The organism is Pseudomonas crudilactis (assembly GCF_013433315.1).
Taxonomy (GTDB): domain Bacteria; phylum Pseudomonadota; class Gammaproteobacteria; order Pseudomonadales; family Pseudomonadaceae; genus Aquipseudomonas; species Aquipseudomonas crudilactis.
The window spans coordinates 1-17,026 of record NZ_WXVV01000043.1 but is presented as its reverse complement, the minus strand read 5'-3'; the positions used below and the strand labels follow the sequence as shown (position 1 = coordinate 17,026).

Genomic DNA, 17,026 nt, shown 5'->3' with positions numbered 1-17,026 from the left:
AGCCTGCTCGCGATGGCGTCCTGACTACCAAACATGAGTTGACTGACCCACCGCCATCGCGAGCAGGCTCACTCCTACAGGGGATTTGCGCCGACCTGACAAATCGCAGGCACAAAAAAACCGCAGTGGGCGAAACCCATGCAGTTCTGGTTGAAGCGTTCGATTGTTCGTTAAGGTGGTAACCCCACCAGCCACACCCCGGCACACAATGTTCCCGCTGTGGCTGCTGCCTTCCGGCTCTGACCAGGTTCACGGGTAATCGTTGCGGGGGGACCGATGGGGTCACCATAACGACGCTTGCCTGTCGGCGAGCCGCGCCATTGTACCTATCTGAGACGAAGTTACAACCGTTGGTTGCAGATTAAAAATATGAACAAGGTCAAAGACATAAAGATCGCAGCCTGCGGCAGCGCCTACAGGGCCAGCACCTCGTCCGCCCTGCCGCCCGCCTGCTGGATCACCAGATGAATGAAGTGCAGCTTGGCAATCGCTGGGGCCGGCAGCACGAACGGGTAGAAATCCGGTTGGCCCATGCTGCGAGACAGTTCATTGAGCATCCCCGCCAGTTCGATCCACGCATTGACGAACGACAGAAACGCCTCGCCACCGGGATGCTCCGGGTCATACAGCGTGCTGGTGGGAAACGGCTGGTAGTCGAAATCCATTTCCCGCGCGCTCATGCCAAAACCCAGCGCCGTATCCACGGCGTCCATCATGTGCAGGTAATGCGCCCAGGTTTCCGCCCAGTCTTCCCACGGGTGCATGGTTGCGTAGGCGCTGACGTAGTGCTGTGGCCAGTCCAGCGGTGCGCCTTGTTGATAGTGACGATCAAGCGCCTCGGCGTAACTGGCGCGTTCGTCGCCGAACAGGCTGCGGAATGAATCGAGCCAGGGGCCGTTGGCGATCAGGCGATCCCAGTAGTAGTGCCCGACCTCATGACGAAAATGCCCGAGCAACGTGCGATAGGGTTCGTGCATCGCCGCCCTCACCTGCTCGCGGTGGGCGTCGTCGGCTTCTTTGATGTCGAGGGTGATCAGGCCGTTGGCGTGGCCGGTCATCGGTGCGTTGCCTTCGAGGTCGACTCCAATGAAGTCGAAGGCCAACCCGGTGTCTTCATCGACGGTTTTCGGGATGACTTGCAGGCCGAGGGTGATCAGTTGCGCGACCAGTCGACGCTTGGCAATTTCGACCTTGCGCCAGCGTTCGGGATTGTCCGGGGCGGACAGGTCGGGGATGGTGCGATTGAGGCTGCAGGCGACGCACAGGCTGTCGTGATCGTTGGCCGGCAGCAGCCAGTTGCATGCGGCGGCTGTGTCGAGGTTGGCGCAACGGCGGAACAGTCCGGCGTCGGGGTCGGCGTCAAGCGTCCAGGTGCCCTCATACGGCCCCGGCTGCAGCGAGGTCAGGCGACTTTCCTCCGGCTGATAACCGAGCAAGGCGTTGCACGCCAGGCACTGGCTGTTGCGAAAGAACAGCGACTGGCCGCAGCGGCACGGCCAGACTTTGCTGTTGCGTGAGGATTCGCCCATGAACGGCGCGATGATGCGGGAACTGAGCTGCTCGAAAAAGCGGTGCATGGCGATCTCTCCCTGGGGCTTGCCAAGACTAGATCATTCTTGCGAGCTGATCGTTCCAACGCTCTGCGTGGGAAAATCAAAAGATCGCAGCCTGCGGCAGCTCCTACAGGAGATCAGTGAACACCCGCTTTATCGTGGTGGAACACTAGCCCTGTAGGAGCTGCCGCAGGCTGCGATCTTTTGATCTTAAACGGCGACGCCGTGAGTTTTTAGGAAGGCGATAAAGGTTTCTTCGTCCATCACTTTCACGCCCAGCTCATTGGCTTTGGTCAATTTGGAACCGGCGCCGGGGCCCGCGACTACGCAATGAGTCTTCGCCGACACCGAACCCGCGACCTTGGCGCCGAGGCTTTCCAGATGTTCCTTGGCAACATCACGGCTCATCAACTCAACCTTGCCGGTCAGCACCCAGGTCTCACCGGACAGCGGCAAACCTTCGACGACTTTCTTCTCGCTCTGCCAGTGCATGCCGAAATCACGCAGTTGTTTCTCGGACTCTTCAGCTAATTGACGATGCTCAGGAACAGCAAAAAACTCGCGAACCGAATTGGCCTGCTTCTCCGGCAAGGCCTGACGCATGTCCAGCCAGTCGGCATTCATCACCGCTTCGAGCGAACCAAACTTGTCCGCCAGTTTCTGCGCACCACCGGGGCCGACCGAGGAAATGTGCAGCTTGTCGAGGAAACCACCCAGCGTGGTGCTGGCGGCAAACTCGGCGCCCAACTCACCTTGATCCTGAATCTGCAAACCATGACCCAGCAATTCAGTAATCACCTGCTGGTTATGCGCATCTTCAAAGAAGCTGTGAATCTCGTGCGCCACTTCCAGACCGACATCCGGCAGGTAGGTCAGCACTTGCGGCAGCGCCTGCTGCACGCGCTCCAGCGAACCCAGCGAGCGCGCCAGCACCTTGGCGGTCTCTTCGCCGACATCGGGAATGCCCAGTGCATAGATGAAGCGCGCCAGCCCCGGTTTCTTGCTGTCTTCGATGGCCGCGAGCAGCTTGTTGCTCGACACCTCGGCAAAACCTTCCAGATCAACGATGTCGTCAAACTTCAGCGCATACAGATCCGCCGGCGAACTGACCAGACCTTCATCGACCAGTTGCTCAACGCTCTTGTCACCCAGACCTTCGATGTCCATCGCCCGACGCGAGACGAAGTGGATGATCGCCTGCTTCAACTGCGCACCGCAGGCCAGACGGCCAACGCAGCGATACACCGCGCCTTCGCTGACGGTTTCCTTGCCTTTGCTGCGCTTGATCAGTTGCGTACGCTCGACGTGCGAACCGCACACCGGGCAACTCTCGGGAATCTGCACTGCGCGCGCGTTTTCCGGACGGCGATCCATGACCACTTGCACCACTTGCGGAATCACATCACCGGCACGGCGGATGATCACGGTGTCGCCGATCATCAGACCCAGACGCGCGACCTCATCCATGTTGTGCAACGTGGCGTTGGCCACGGTGACACCGGCAACCTTGACCGGTTTCAATCGTGCCACCGGCGTAACAGCGCCAGTACGGCCGACCTGAAACTCGACATCGAGCAACTCGGTGAGCTCTTCCATCGCCGGAAATTTGTGCGCGATCGCCCAACGCGGCTCACGAGCACGGAAGCCCAGTTCACGCTGATCGGCAATGCTGTTGACCTTGAACACCACGCCATCGATTTCATACGTCAGCGAGTTACGCCGCGCGCCGATGTCGCGGTAGTAATCCAGACACTCATCGATGCCTTTGGCCAATTTCAATTCATGGCTGATCGGCATGCCCCACTTCTGCAACTGCTTGAGGTTGCCGATGTGGGTGTCGGAAATATCGTGAGAAACCTGACCGATGCCATAGCAGCAGAATTCCAGCGGACGGTTAGCAGTGATCTTCGAATCGAGCTGACGCAAGCTGCCGGCCGCGGCGTTGCGCGGGTTGGCGAAGGTCTTGCCGCCAACTTCCAGTTGCGAGGCGTTGAGGCGTTCGAAACCGGCCTTGGACATGAACACTTCACCGCGCACCTCCAGCGTCGCCGGCCAGCCTTCGCCGTGCAGCTTCAGCGGAATATTGCGCACGGTGCGCACGTTGACGCTGATGTCTTCGCCGGTAGTGCCGTCGCCGCGTGTGGCGCCGCGTACCAGCACGCCGTCCTGATAGAGCAGGCTGACCGCCAGGCCATCGAGTTTCGGCTCGCAGCTGTATTCCACCGCTGCACTACCGCCGAACAGATCGCCGACCGGCAGATCCAGACCTTCGGTGACGCGGCGATCGAACTCGCGCATGTCGCTTTCTTCGAAAGCGTTACCGAGACTGAGCATCGGCACTTCGTGACGCACCTGAGTGAACGCGGTCAGCGCCACGCTGCCGACGCGCTGGGTCGGCGAGTCGCGGGTGATCAGTTCCGGGTTGGCCGCCTCCAGCGCCTTGAGCTCGTGGAACAACCGGTCGTACTCGGCGTCCGGAATGCTCGGCTCATCGAGGACGTGATAACGGTAGTTGTGCTGATCGAGTTCAGCGCGCAGTTCAAGAATGCGGTTTTTGGCGGCGGTCATGGGGTGTTCTCTCGTAAAGCAAAAGAGCAGCCGAGGCTGCTCAATCTATATTGCCGACTGCCTCTTTATAGCGAGGCAATCTTTTCAATCAGCGCTTCTGGGTCAGGGCGCGGCGTTCGAATTCAACGATGCGCTGACGGTAGTGCTCGATGGTCTGCGCGGTCAGAACGCTGCGCTGGTCATCTTTCAGCTCGCCGTTCAATTCCTGCGACAGCTTGCGGGCTGCGGCCACCATCACGTCGAAAGCCTGCTTCGGATGACGCGGGCCGGGCAGGCCGAGGAAGAAGCTCACCGCCGGGGTGCTGAAATGGTCGATGTCGTCCAGATCGAAGATGCCCGGTTTGACCGCGTTGGCCATGGAGAACAGCACTTCACCGTTGCCGGCCATGCTTTCGTGACGGTGGAAAATATCCATCTCGCCAAAACGCAGACCGCTTTCCAGGATGTTCTGCAACAGCGCCGGGCCTTTGAAGCCGGCAGCGTCGCGGCAGATCACACTGATGACCAAGACTTCTTCGGCTTGCGGCTGGTCTTTGTCGACCGGCGCCGGCGCTGGCTTGGTGCCTTCAACGAAATCGTCGTCACGGCTGCTGAAGCTCGGGCCGCCGTCCAGGTCCAGGTCGAGGTTCAGGTCGCCCTGAGCCGGGCCGTTGCCGCCACGCTTGCCACGTTTCGAGCCGGACTCGCGAGGCTCGCGTGCTTCGCGGGCCGGCATGCTCACCGACGGCAGGTCGTGTTCATCCAGTTGCGGCTCTTGATGCGTATCCAGTACACGGGCCGGGCCCAACAGCTCAGCGCTGGTGTCCTCGTCCGGCAGGTTGGACAGACTTCGGTCAAGACGGAATTTCAGTTTTCCCTTGCCGCCGCGCATACGGCGCCAGCCATCGAAAAGAATACCGGCTATCACAATGATGCCGATGACGATCAGCCACTCGCGCAGACCGATTTCCATGTAATCCCGTGCCTCTATAAAAAATGCTGAAAAATAAGGGGTTTACATTGTGCAAACCGCTTTAAAACGTGGCGCCAACTCTATGTTCTGACAGGCGTTTTGCCCACGTATACGAAAAATTGACATTAAACTAGCACGACCAAAGACAACTTTACACCGTCTGTCTCATTGGCTTGCACGAATATGTCGATTGGCCAGCAAGTCGAACCCGGTAAAAAAGTCCTACAGCCCTCAATTACCTTTCCGACACCACGCTGGCTCAGGCGTCCACCATCGCCATCGCCTCCTCGACATCCACGGCTACCAGTCGCGAACAACCCGGTTCATGCATCGTCACGCCCATCAACTGCTCGGCCATTTCCATGGCAATCTTGTTGTGGGTGATATAGATGAACTGCACGGTCTGCGACATCTCTTTGACCAAGCGTGCGTAGCGTCCAACGTTAGCGTCATCCAGTGGCGCGTCAACCTCATCGAGCATGCAGAAAGGCGCCGGGTTCAATTTGAAGATGGCAAAAACCAGTGCCAGTGCGGTCAGGGCTTTTTCCCCGCCGGAGAGCAAATGGATGGTGCTGTTCTTCTTCCCTGGCGGCTGCGCCATGATCGTTACCCCTGTATCGAGTAGATCTTCGCCCGTCAGTTCCAAATACGCCCGTCCACCACCGAAAACTTTTGGAAAAAGTGCCTGTAAACCGCCATTGATCTGATCAAAGGTATCTTTGAAGCGGTTGCGGGTTTCCTTGTCGATCTTGCGAATGACGTTCTCGAGGGTCTCCAGCGCTTCAACCAGATCGGCGTCCTGCGCATCCAGATAACGTTTACGCTCGGATTGTTGCGTGTATTCGTCGATGGCCGCGAGGTTGATCGCGCCCAGGCGCTGAATCCGCGCGTTGATGCGTTCGAGTTCTTCTTCGGCTTCGCGTTCACTGGCTTGCGCGGTTAATGTCGCGAGCACGCCATTCAGATCGTAGCCGTCCTCGAGCAGTTGATCCTGCAAGGCCTTGCGGCGCACGGTCAGCGCTTGCCATTCCATACGCTGCTGTTCGAGTTGGCCGCGAATCAGCTGCGATTGCTGCTCGGCCTGAGTCCGGCGTTTTTCCGCGTCGCGCAATTCGCGGTCGGCGTCTTCGAGGGCGATCTGCGCGGTCTTGAGTTCTTCGTCGACGGTCATGCGCTTGTCGAGCAGTTCTTCAAGTTTCAGGCGCAGCTCTTCCAGCGGTGCCTCGCCCTCCTCCAGATTCAGACTCAACTGTTCGCGTTTTTCCGTCAGGCGTTCTGCCTGCATTTCCAGGCGCTCAAGAGCCTGACGCGTGGAATCGTGCTGCGCGCGCAACGAGCCGAGACGCACGGCCAATTGATGGGCGTGATCCTTGTGCTGCCGCGCTTCCTGGCGCACACGATCGAGGCGTTCGCGCAGGCTGTCGCGCTGGGCCAGCAGCAACTCGCGCTGCTCGGTGTCCAGCGCCATGGCATCCAGCGCTTCCTGCAATTGCATGCGCGCTTCGCCGACTTGTTCGTGCTCGAGTTCGCGTTGCTCGGCGAGCTCGACCAGTTCTTCATCGAGACGCGTGCGGCGCAAGGTCAGCTGTTCGGCCTTGGCTTTACCGGCGGACAGTTGCGCTTTCAATTCGCCCTGCTGACGCGCTTCGTCTTGCAGCAAACGGCGCAAATGTTCGCGGCCGTTTTCCTGCTGACGCTGTTGCGCGCGCAGGGTTTGCAGACGGGTTTCCATGGCCTCGACCGTGGCTTCTTTCTCTTCGCGTTCGAGGTGCAGCGCTTCGATTTCCTGGCCACGGGCGAGCATGCCGCTTTCCGCTTCGCTGGCCCGTCGTACGCGTAAAAAGTGCCGACCGACCCAGTAACCGTCGCGGCTGATCAGGCTCTCGCCAGCGCTCAACTGCCCGCGCAAAGCCAAGGCCTGTTCAAGGCTATCGACCGGTTTCACCTGACCGAGCCACGGCGACAGATCGATCTGCGCGTCGACCTTGTCCAGCAAGCTGCCGGCGACGCGCACGCCATCGCTGGCCGGGCTGAGCAGGCGTAGATCGCCCTGAGTGAACCCGGACAAATCGAAGCCGCTGAAGTCGTCGACCAGCACCGCTTGCAGATCGGCGCCGAGCACGGTCTCTACCGCCAGTTCCCAACCGGCCTCGACCTTCAGGCCTTCGGCTAGACGCGGGCGCTCGGCGAGGTTGTGTTCCTTCAGCCATTCGGCGGTGCCGGTGCCTGGGTCGAGCGCGGCTTGCTGCAGAGCTTCAAGGGAAGCCAGACGACCATTGAGGCGCTGCAAATCACCCTGCGCCTGTTGCTGCGCGGTCAGCGCTTGCTGCAATTCCTGGCGCAGCTGTTCGAGTTTCTCGACTTGCGCCTCTTCGCTGGTCTGCAAATCTTCGAGGGTCGCTTCGGACTCGGCGAGCTGCTCGTTGAGCTCCATGATCGCCGCATCTTCCGGGTCAGCCGAGAGCAACGCGCGCTCTTCGCCTAGACGTTTTTGCCGATCGGCGAGACGCTCCATGCTGGTTTCCAGCTGCTGGATGCGCGACTGCTGCACTTCGGCCTGACGACGCGGTTCGGCGGCGGTCAGGTTGAAGGCGTCCCACTGTTCTTGCCAGCCGTGCATGACGGATTCGGAATCTTCCAGCGCAGCGGCGGCTTCTTCGGCGGCGGCGCTGGTAACTTCCTGCTCGGGCACGAGCATGTCCAGCTCTTCGCCGAGGGTCAGCAGCAAGGTGCGGTCGTGGCCCAGGTGCGATTCGGTTTCGAGGCGGGCGCGCTCGGCTTCTTTCAGATCGTCCTGCAACTGTCGCAGACGTTGCTGACCGTGCTGGATGCTCTGCTCGACCCGGGCGATGTCGCCGCCGACCGAATAGAAGCGCCCCTGCACCAGATTGAAGCGTTCGGACAGGTCATGGTGACCGTCACGCAGGCGTTCGATGGCCGCGTCAGCGTTTCGCTGCTCGGCGACCAAGGCTTCGAAACTGATTTCCTGGGTGCCGATGATCGACTCGCGCTGGCCAACCTGATCATTCAGATCCTGCCAGCGCAACGCCGACAGTTGCGCCTTGAGCTGACGCTCCTCGGCTTTGAATTCCTGATACTTCTTGGCGGCCTCGGCCTGGCGGTGCAGGCGTTCGAGTTGGCGTTCAAGCTCATCGCGCAGGTCAGTCAGACGCGCGAGGTTTTCGTGGGTGCGGCGGATACGGTTTTCAGTCTCGCGGCGGCGCTCTTTATATTTCGAGATGCCGGCCGCTTCTTCGATGAAGTTACGCAGGTCTTCGGGCTTTGATTCGATCAGCTTGGAGATCATCCCCTGCTCGATGATCGAATAGCTGCGCGGGCCCAGACCGGTGCCGAGGAAGATATCGGTGATGTCGCGACGACGGCATTTGGTGCCGTTGAGGTAATACGTGGTCTGGCTGTCGCGGGTGACTTTGCGGCGAATGGAGATTTCCGCGTAGGCCGCGTACTCGCCCAGCAGCGTGCCGTCGGAGTTGTCGAAAACCAGCTCGATGCTGGCCTGACTCACCGGTTTGCGGCTGGTCGAGCCGTTGAAGATGACGTCCGTCATCGACTCGCCACGGAGGTTCTTCGCCGAACTCTCGCCCATCACCCAGCGTACGGCGTCGATGATGTTCGACTTGCCGCAACCGTTCGGCCCGACGACCGCCGCCATGTTACTGGGGAAGTTCACCGTGGTCGGGTCGACGAAGGATTTGAATCCCGCCAGTTTGATGCACTTGAGCCGCACGCTTAGGCAACCGTCAGGGCGGAGACCACCAGATCGCAACTGCGCTGGGCATACGCCGTCAGCACAATACGGATCTGCGGCAAATCACGGGCGAGCACGGCGGCCAGCAGGCGTTCGAACAGTTCGAGGAACTCGCTCATTTCCGCCTTGCGCTGTTCGAGGGCGAGGAAGTAGGCGCGGCTCATGGCCGGTTGCAGGTTCTCGACGGTCTCTTGCAGGTACGGATTGTTGGCGAACGGATAAGCGGCGCGCATCACGCTGAAGCTGTCGTCGACGAAGCTGCGAATGTCCTGACGCTCGTAGCTGGCGGTCAGGCGCTGCTGGATCTGCACGAACGGCGCCATGTCCGACTGCACTTGCCAGCCATTGGCCACCGAGTTGCCGAGCAAAATGTACAGCTCGCTCATCAGCGTGCACAGGCTCCGCACCTTGTGCGGCGTCAGTTCGGTGACATGCGCACCACGACGCGGCAGGATCGCGATCAGGTGGCGGCGTTCGAGGATCAGCAAGGCTTCGCGGACCGAGCCGCGGCTGACATTCAATGCCAGCGTGACCTTCTGTTCCTGGATGCGCTCTCCCGGCTTCATTTCGCCACGAATGATGCGTTCGGCGAGGTGGTGAGCGATTTGCTCGGCGAGGCTGTCCGGCGCCTTGAACGTCATGGTTGTCCTTCAAACTCTATCGATCTGCACAGGCGGCGCAGTGTAGCGCAAATGCACGGTCATGGCGGAGTGCCCACTCAGCGGTTTTTGGCACGAATCCCGCAAAAAAGCAGGGGATCCATTGAGGGTCAATACTGAATAGACACGTTGTTGATCGACGAAATGCTTTTTCCTGACCTTTAAGTCAGAAAACCATTGACCGAAAAGTCAGACCTGCTAAATTCGGTTCACGTCGGTTAACAACAATAATGAGTCTGCGAGGCCTTCCGTGATCCAGTTTTTACTTAACCAGGAACTCCGTAGCGAGCACGCCCTGGACCCGAATCTGACTGTGCTCAATTATCTGCGTGAACACGTGGGCAAGTCCGGCACCAAAGAAGGTTGCGCCAGCGGTGACTGCGGCGCCTGCACCGTGGTGGTCGGCGAGTTGCAAACGGATGACGCTGGCCGCGAACACATTCGCTATCGCAGCCTCAACTCGTGCCTGACCTTTGTTTCGTCGCTGCACGGCAAACAACTGATCAGCGTCGAAGACCTCAAACACAAAGGCGAACTGCACAGCGTGCAGAAAGCCATGGTCGAGTGCCACGGCTCGCAGTGCGGTTTCTGCACCCCCGGTTTTGTCATGTCGCTGTTCGCCCTGCAAAAGAACAGCGACGCACCGGATCACGCCAAGGCTCACGAAGCGCTGGCCGGCAATCTCTGCCGCTGCACCGGCTACCGGCCGATTCTGGCGGCTGCCGAGCAATCCTGTTGCGGCAAGCAACCGGATCAGTTCGATGCCCGCGAAGCGGACACCATCGCCCGCCTGAAAGCCATCGCGCCGACCGATATCGGCGAACTCAACAGCGGCGACAAACGCTGCCTGGTGCCGCTGACCGTCGCCGATCTGGCCGACCTCTACGACGCTTATCCACAAGCACGCCTGCTCGCCGGCGGCACCGACTTGGCACTCGAAGTCACCCAATTTCACCGCACCCTGCCGGTGATGATCTACGTCGGCAACGTCGCGGAAATGAAGCGCATCGACACCTTCGAAGACCGCATCGAAATCGGTGCCGCCACCGCCCTCTCCGACTGCTATGAAGCGTTGAACGCCGAGTACCCGGACTTCGGCGAACTGCTGCATCGCTTCGCTTCCCTGCAAATCCGCAACCAGGGCACCCTCGGCGGCAACATCGGCAACGCCTCGCCGATCGGTGACTCGCCACCGCTGCTGATCGCCCTCGGCGCGCAAGTCGTGCTGTGCAAAGGCGAAACCCGCCGCACCCTGAACCTCGACGACTACTTCATCGATTACAAAGTCACCGCCCGTCAGGAAAGTGAATTCATCGAGAAGATCATCGTGCCGCGCGCCAGCGCCGAGCAGTTGTTCCGCGCCTACAAAGTCTCCAAGCGTCTGGACGATGACATCTCTGCCGTCTGCGCCGCGTTCAACCTGCGCGTCGAAAACGGTGTGATCACCGATGCGCGCATGGCGTTTGGCGGCATGGCCGCGATCCCGAAACGCGCCGCCCACTGCGAGGCTGCGCTGATCGGTGCGCCGTTCAACAACACCGTGGTCGAACGCGCTTGCGCCGCACTCGCCGAAGACTTCACGCCGCTCTCGGACTTCCGCGCCAGCAAGGAATATCGCCTGCTCAGCGCGCAGAACCTGCTGCGCAAATACTTCATCGAACTGCAAACACCGCACATCGAGACTCGGGTGACCGCTTATGTCTAACCATCACGGCGTAGAAAAAACCCAGGCTGAACTGGCTGAATTGTTCGCCAAGGATCTGACCTCCGGTGTCGGCCGCAGCGTCAAGCACGACAGCGCCGCCAAGCATGTGTCCGGTGAAGCGCAGTACATCGATGATCGCCTGGAATTTCCGAATCAGCTGCACCTGTATGCACGCATGTCGGACCGCGCCCACGCGAAAATCATCAGCATCGACACCTCGCCGTGCTACGCCTTCGAAGGCGTGCGCATCGCCATCACCCACGAAGACGTGCCGGGCCTGAAAGACATCGGCCCGTTGATGCCGGGCGACCCGCTGCTGGCCATCGATGATGTGCAATTCGTCGGTCAACCGGTGCTCGCCGTCGCGGCGAAAGACCTGGAAACCGCGCGCAAAGCCGCGATGGCCGCGATCATCGAATACGAAGACCTCGAACCTGTGCTCGACGTGGTTGAAGCCTTGCGCAAACGCCACTTCGTGCTCGACAGCCACACTCACCAGCGCGGCGATTCGGTTTCCGCACTGGCGACGGCTGAACACCGCATTCAAGGCACGCTGCACATCGGCGGTCAGGAACACTTCTATCTGGAGACGCAAATCTCCTCGGTGATGCCCACCGAAGACGGCGGCATGATCGTCTACTGCTCGACGCAAAACCCGACCGAAGTGCAGAAACTGGTCGCCGAAGTGCTCGACGTGTCGATGAACAAAATCGTCGTCGACATGCGCCGCATGGGCGGTGGTTTCGGTGGCAAGGAAACTCAAGCCGCGAGCCCGGCGTGCCTGTGCGCAGTGGTCGCGCACCTCACCGGCCAACCAACGAAGATGCGCCTGCCGCGCGTCGAAGACATGCTGATGACCGGTAAGCGTCACCCGTTCTACGTCGAATACGACGTCGGCTTCGACAGCACCGGGCGCCTGCACGGGATCAACATGGATCTGGCCGGCAACTGCGGCTGCTCGCCGGACCTGTCCGCGTCGATCGTTGACCGGGCGATGTTCCACTCGGACAACTCGTACTACCTGGGCGACGCGACCATCAATGGTCACCGCTGCAAGACCAACACCGCGTCGAACACCGCTTACCGTGGTTTCGGCGGCCCGCAAGGTATGGTCGCGATCGAGGAAGTGATGGACGCAATTGCCCGTCACCTGCACCTCGATCCGCTCGCCGTGCGCAAGGCCAACTACTACGGCAAGACCGAGCGCAACGTCACCCATTACTACCAGACCGTCGAGCACAACATGCTCGAGGAAATGACCGCCGAACTGGAAGAAAGCAGCCAGTATCACGAGCGCCGCGAAGCGATCCGTCGCTACAACGCCAACAGCCCGATCCTGAAAAAAGGCCTGGCGCTGACCCCGGTTAAATTTGGTATTTCCTTTACCGCGAGCTTCTTGAACCAGGCAGGCGCCTTGATCCACATCTACACCGACGGCAGCATCCACCTGAACCATGGCGGCACGGAAATGGGTCAGGGCCTGAATACCAAAGTCGCGCAGGTCGTGGCCGAAGTGTTCCAGGTTGAAATCGATCGCGTGCAGATCACCGCGACCAACACCGACAAGGTGCCGAACACCTCGCCAACAGCGGCGTCCAGCGGTGCTGACCTTAACGGTAAAGCGGCGCAGAACGCGGCAGAAATCATCAAGAAACGTCTGATCGAATTCGCTGCGCGTCACTTCAAAGTCACTGAAGAAGACGTCGAGTTCCACAATGGCCACGTGCGTGTTCGCGACCATATCCTGACCTTTGAAGCGCTGATCCAGCAGGCGTATTTCAATCAGGTGTCGCTGTCGAGCACCGGCTTCTACAAGACGCCGAAAATCTACTACGACCGCAGCCAGGCGCGTGGCCGTCCGTTCTACTACTTCGCCTTCGGCGCGGCGTGCTGCGAAGTGATCGTCGACACCTTGACCGGCGAGTACAAGATGCTGCGGACCGACATTCTTCATGACGTCGGCGCCTCGCTGAACCCGTCCATCGACATCGGTCAGGTCGAGGGTGGTTTCATTCAGGGCATGGGCTGGCTGACCATGGAAGAGCTGGTCTGGAACAACAAAGGCAAGCTGATGACCAACGGCCCGGCCAGCTACAAGATCCCGGCCGTGGCGGACATGCCGCTGGACCTGCGGGTGAAGCTGGTGGAAAACCGCAAGAACCCGGAAGACACGGTGTTCCATTCCAAGGCTGTCGGTGAACCGCCGTTCATGCTCGGGATTGCTTCGTGGTGTGCGATCAAGGATGCGGTGGCGAGCCTCGCTGATTACAAGCATCAGCCGCAGATCGATGCGCCGGCGACGCCGGAGCGGGTGTTGTGGGGTTGCGAGCAGATGCGTCAGTTGAAAGCGGTGAAAGCCGTTGAAGCTGAAACCGAGTTGGCTCCGCTCTAGGACCGAGGCGCGGCCATTCGCGAGCAGGCTCGCTTCCACATTTGGAATGCATTCCCCTGTGGGAGCGAGCCTGCTCGCGAAGAGGCCCGAACAGACAACGATGTTGTAGGGGTGAACTATGTACAACTGGATCGACGCCCTCGCCGACCTGCAGAATCAGGGCGAACCCTGCGTTCTGGTGACGATCATCGAAGAACTCGGCTCGACGCCACGCAACGCCGGCTCGAAAATGGTTATCAGCGCGAACCAGAGCTTCGACACCATTGGTGGCGGGCATCTGGAATACAAAGCCATGCAGATCGCCCGCGAGATGCTCGCCAGCGGTAAGCAGGACACCCATCTGGAGCGTTTCAGCCTCGGCGCCAGCCTGGGCCAGTGCTGCGGCGGCGCCACCGTGTTGCTGTTCGAACCGATGGGCCAGGTGCAGGCGCAAATCGCCGTGTTCGGTGCCGGCCACGTTGGCCGCGCCTTGGTGCCGCTGCTCGCCAGCCTGCCCTGCCGGGTGCGCTGGATCGATTCGCGCGAGGCCGAATTCCCCGAACACATCCCCCACGGCGTGCGTAAAATCGTCGCCGAAGAGCCTGTGGATGAAATCGATGAGCTGCCCGCCGGCAGTTACTGCATCGTCATGACCCACAACCATCAGCTCGACCTTGAACTCACTGCTGCGATCCTCAAGCGCAACGACTTCGCCTACTTCGGCCTGATCGGTTCGAAGACCAAACGCGCGAAGTTCGAACATCGTCTGCGGGATCGCGGTTTCGACAGCGGCGTCGTGCAACGCATGCGCTGCCCGATGGGCATCGGCGAGGTCAAAGGCAAACTGCCTGTGGAAATCGCCATCTCCATCGCCGGCGAAATCATCGCCACCTACAACGCCAACTTCGGCCAGCAGACTGCCAGCGCCGAACCGATTGCCAAACTGCTGCCGGTTTCGCGGCGCAGTCAGGCCGCCAAACTCAAAGCCTCAAACTGATTAGAGAACCCTCATGCCTCTGACTCGCAAAGCCTACCGCGCCGCCATCCTGCACAGCATCGCCGACCCCGCCGAAGTCGGGATCGAAGCCTCCTACGAATATTTCGAGGATGGCCTGCTGGTGGTCGATGGCGGCAAGATCAGCGCCCTTGGCCACGCCAGTGAATTGCTGCCGACCCTGCCGGCGGACATCGAAATCGAGCATTACCAAGACGCGTTGATCACCCCAGGCTTCATCGACACCCACATTCACTTTCCACAAACCGGCATGGTCGGCGCCTACGGCGAGCAACTGCTCGACTGGCTGAACACCTACACCTTTCCGTGCGAAAGCCAGTTCGGCGACAAGGCCCACGCCGACGAAGTCGCTGACATTTTCGTCAAGGAACTGCTGCGCAACGGCACCACCACCGCGCTGGTGTTCGGCAGCGTGCACCCGCAGTCGGTGAACTCGTTGTTCGAAGCGGCCGAGAAGCTCGACCTGCGCATGATCGCCGGCAAGGTGATGATGGATCGCAACGCCCCGGACTATCTGACCGATACCGCCGAATCCAGCTACGTCGAAAGCAAAGCGCTGATCGAGCGCTGGCACGGCAAGGGCCGCCTGCACTATGCGGTGACCCCGCGTTTCGCACCGACCAGCACCCCGGAACAACTGACCCTCGCCGGGCAACTGCTGACCGAATACACGGATCTGTACATGCAGACCCACATCAGCGAAAACCTCAAGGAAATCGAGTGGGTCAAGGAGCTGTTCCCGGAGCGCAAGGGCTACCTCGACGTTTACGATCACTACAAACTGCTCGGCGAGCGCTCGGTATTCGCTCACGGCGTGCACCTGTGCGACGACGAATGCGCGCGACTGGCGGAAACCGGTTCGGCAATCTCGTTCTGCCCGACCTCGAACTTCTTCTTGGGTAGTGGCCTGTTCAACCTGCCGATGGCCGAGAAGCACAAGCTCAATGTCGGTCTGGGCACTGACGTTGGCGGCGGCACCAGTTTCTCGCTACTGCAAACCCTGAACGAAGCGTACAAAGTGATGCAGCTGCAAGGTGCGCGACTGAGCCCGTTCAAGTCGCTGTATCTGGCGACCCTGGGTGGCGCGCGGGCGCTGCGTCTGGAAGACAAGATCGGCAACCTGCAACCGGGCTCAGACGCCGACTTCCTGGTGCTGGATTACAACGCCACGCCGCTGTTGAGCTACCGCTTGAAGCAGGCCAACAACATTGCCGAAACGTTGTTTGTGTTGATGACGCTGGGCGATGACCGCACGGTGCAGCAGACGTATGCGGCGGGGGCGTTGGTGCATCAGCGCTGAGTTTTCACAGGCACAAAAAAATCCCCCGGAGGTGTTCAGCCCCGGGGGATTTTTTGTTGCCTGTCAGATCGCCTTCGCGAGCAAGCTCGCTCCCACATGGGAATGCATTTCAAATGTGGGAGCGAGCTTGCTCGCGAAGGGGTCGACTCGGTATCAGCTTAGAGCTTGGCCGCAGGACGCCCCGGCTTCTTGGTCTGCAACAAATGCGAGAACACTGCATGCAGATCATCCGACGCGCCTTCCTCGTCGAGGTTGAGCTTGCTGTCGATGTGATCCATGTGGTGCATCATCAGATTCACCGCCAGCTCGCCGTCGCGCTTCTCGATCGCGTCGATCAACTGGGTGTGCTCGTCGTACGAGCAGTGCGAACGGTTGCCGCTTTCATACTGGGCGATGATCAACGACGTCTGCGAAACCAGGCTGCGCTGGAAGCTGATCAACGGAGCGTTCATCGCCGCTTCCGCCAGTTTCAGGTGGAATTCGCCCGACAGACGAATACCGGCGCCGCGATCGCCACGGGAGAAGCTGTCGCGTTCGTCGTTGACCATCTGCCGCAATTCGGCGATCTGCTCGGCGGTGGCATGTTGCACCGCAAGCTCGGTGATCGCACGTTCGACCAGACGGCGCGCGAGAAACACCTGACGCGCCTCTTCCACACTCGGGCTGGCGACGACGGCGCCACGGTTTGGCCGCAACAGCACCACGCCTTCATGGGCCAGACGCGAGAGCGCGCGGCGAATGATGGTGCGGCTGACCCCGAAGATTTCCCCCAGCGCTTCTTCGCTCAATTTTGTGCCGGGCGCCAGACGCTGCTCGAGGATGGCCTCGAAGATATGCGCGTAGACAATATCGTCCTGGGTTCCGCTGCGGCCGGCTTTGCCTGCTCGCGGTTGTTTCTTGAGGGGTTGCAACTGTTCGTTCATGGGCACTCGAGTCGGGAGAACTGCGGCGAATAGACCGTGACTGTAATACGGCACAGTAGGTCGCTGGCAAGTATCGCGTAAAAAACAGCGCGATTGTACACAATGGAAGGTGGCAACACGACTGTACGGCTGTTTGTGACTTCGGCTGTATTGCAACGATCCGTTACGTTTGAGTTTAGGCTTGATCACAGAATCCGCTGCTCGCCCACAA

General features: G+C 60.2%; 10 protein-coding genes and 1 other RNA gene. 4 read left to right on the top strand and 7 right to left on the bottom strand.

The features are described from left to right. Positions 1–182: 182 nt before the first annotated feature. The 6 genes from ffs to GTU76_RS29655 form a co-directional block, all read right to left on the bottom strand. An RNA gene (gene ffs, locus GTU76_RS29680) (signal recognition particle sRNA small type) lies at positions 183–279 on the bottom strand. A gap of 134 nt (positions 280–413) precedes the next feature. Beyond that, positions 414–1,577 (bottom strand): zinc-binding metallopeptidase family protein, encoded by a 1,164-nt coding sequence (locus tag GTU76_RS29675; protein WP_180700253.1) that lies wholly within the window; start codon positions 1,575–1,577, stop codon positions 414–416. A 186-nt stretch (positions 1,578–1,763) separates the two neighbouring features. Next, complete coding sequence (ligA, locus tag GTU76_RS29670) at positions 1,764–4,121, bottom strand: NAD-dependent DNA ligase LigA (RefSeq protein ID WP_180700252.1); 2,358 nt, start codon at positions 4,119–4,121, stop codon at positions 1,764–1,766. Positions 4,122–4,209: 88 nt separating this feature from the next. Further along, a complete protein-coding gene (zipA, locus tag GTU76_RS29665) occupies positions 4,210–5,073 on the bottom strand; it encodes a cell division protein ZipA (protein ID WP_016985176.1) in 864 nt (287 codons plus the stop codon). A 259-nt stretch (positions 5,074–5,332) separates the two neighbouring features. Next, positions 5,333–8,821, bottom strand: a complete 3,489-nt coding sequence (smc, locus tag GTU76_RS29660; RefSeq protein WP_175554888.1) for a chromosome segregation protein SMC — start codon at positions 8,819–8,821, stop codon at positions 5,333–5,335. A gap of 2 nt (positions 8,822–8,823) precedes the next feature. Next, entirely contained in the window at positions 8,824–9,483 is a 660-nt protein-coding gene (locus GTU76_RS29655; protein WP_016985174.1) for a GntR family transcriptional regulator, read from the bottom strand. Positions 9,484–9,751: 268 nt separating this feature from the next. On the opposite strand from GTU76_RS29655, the gene xdhA reads away from it, so the two are divergent. The 4 genes from xdhA to guaD all read left to right on the top strand — a co-directional run bounded on the left by xdhA (position 9,752) and on the right by guaD (position 15,892). After that, complete coding sequence (gene xdhA, locus GTU76_RS29650) at positions 9,752–11,206, top strand: xanthine dehydrogenase small subunit (RefSeq protein WP_180700251.1); 1,455 nt, start codon at positions 9,752–9,754, stop codon at positions 11,204–11,206. Then, entirely contained in the window at positions 11,199–13,598 is a 2,400-nt protein-coding gene (xdhB, locus tag GTU76_RS29645; protein ID WP_180700250.1) for a xanthine dehydrogenase molybdopterin binding subunit, read from the top strand. Before xdhA ends, xdhB begins: the two co-directional genes overlap by 8 nt. A 118-nt stretch (positions 13,599–13,716) precedes the next feature. Beyond that, a complete protein-coding gene (xdhC, locus tag GTU76_RS29640) occupies positions 13,717–14,574 on the top strand; it encodes a xanthine dehydrogenase accessory protein XdhC (protein ID WP_180700249.1) in 858 nt (285 codons plus the stop codon). Positions 14,575–14,587: 13 nt separating this feature from the next. Then, the gene (gene guaD / locus GTU76_RS29635) at positions 14,588–15,892 is read left to right on the top strand and encodes a guanine deaminase (RefSeq protein WP_180700248.1); all 1,305 of its coding nucleotides are present in this window, start codon (positions 14,588–14,590) and stop codon (positions 15,890–15,892) included. A 158-nt stretch (positions 15,893–16,050) separates the two neighbouring features. Here guaD and GTU76_RS29630 read toward each other — a convergent pair whose 3' ends face one another. Further along, positions 16,051–16,815, bottom strand: a complete 765-nt coding sequence (locus tag GTU76_RS29630; RefSeq protein WP_007918375.1) for a GntR family transcriptional regulator — start codon at positions 16,813–16,815, stop codon at positions 16,051–16,053. Positions 16,816–17,026: the final 211 nt, after the last annotated feature.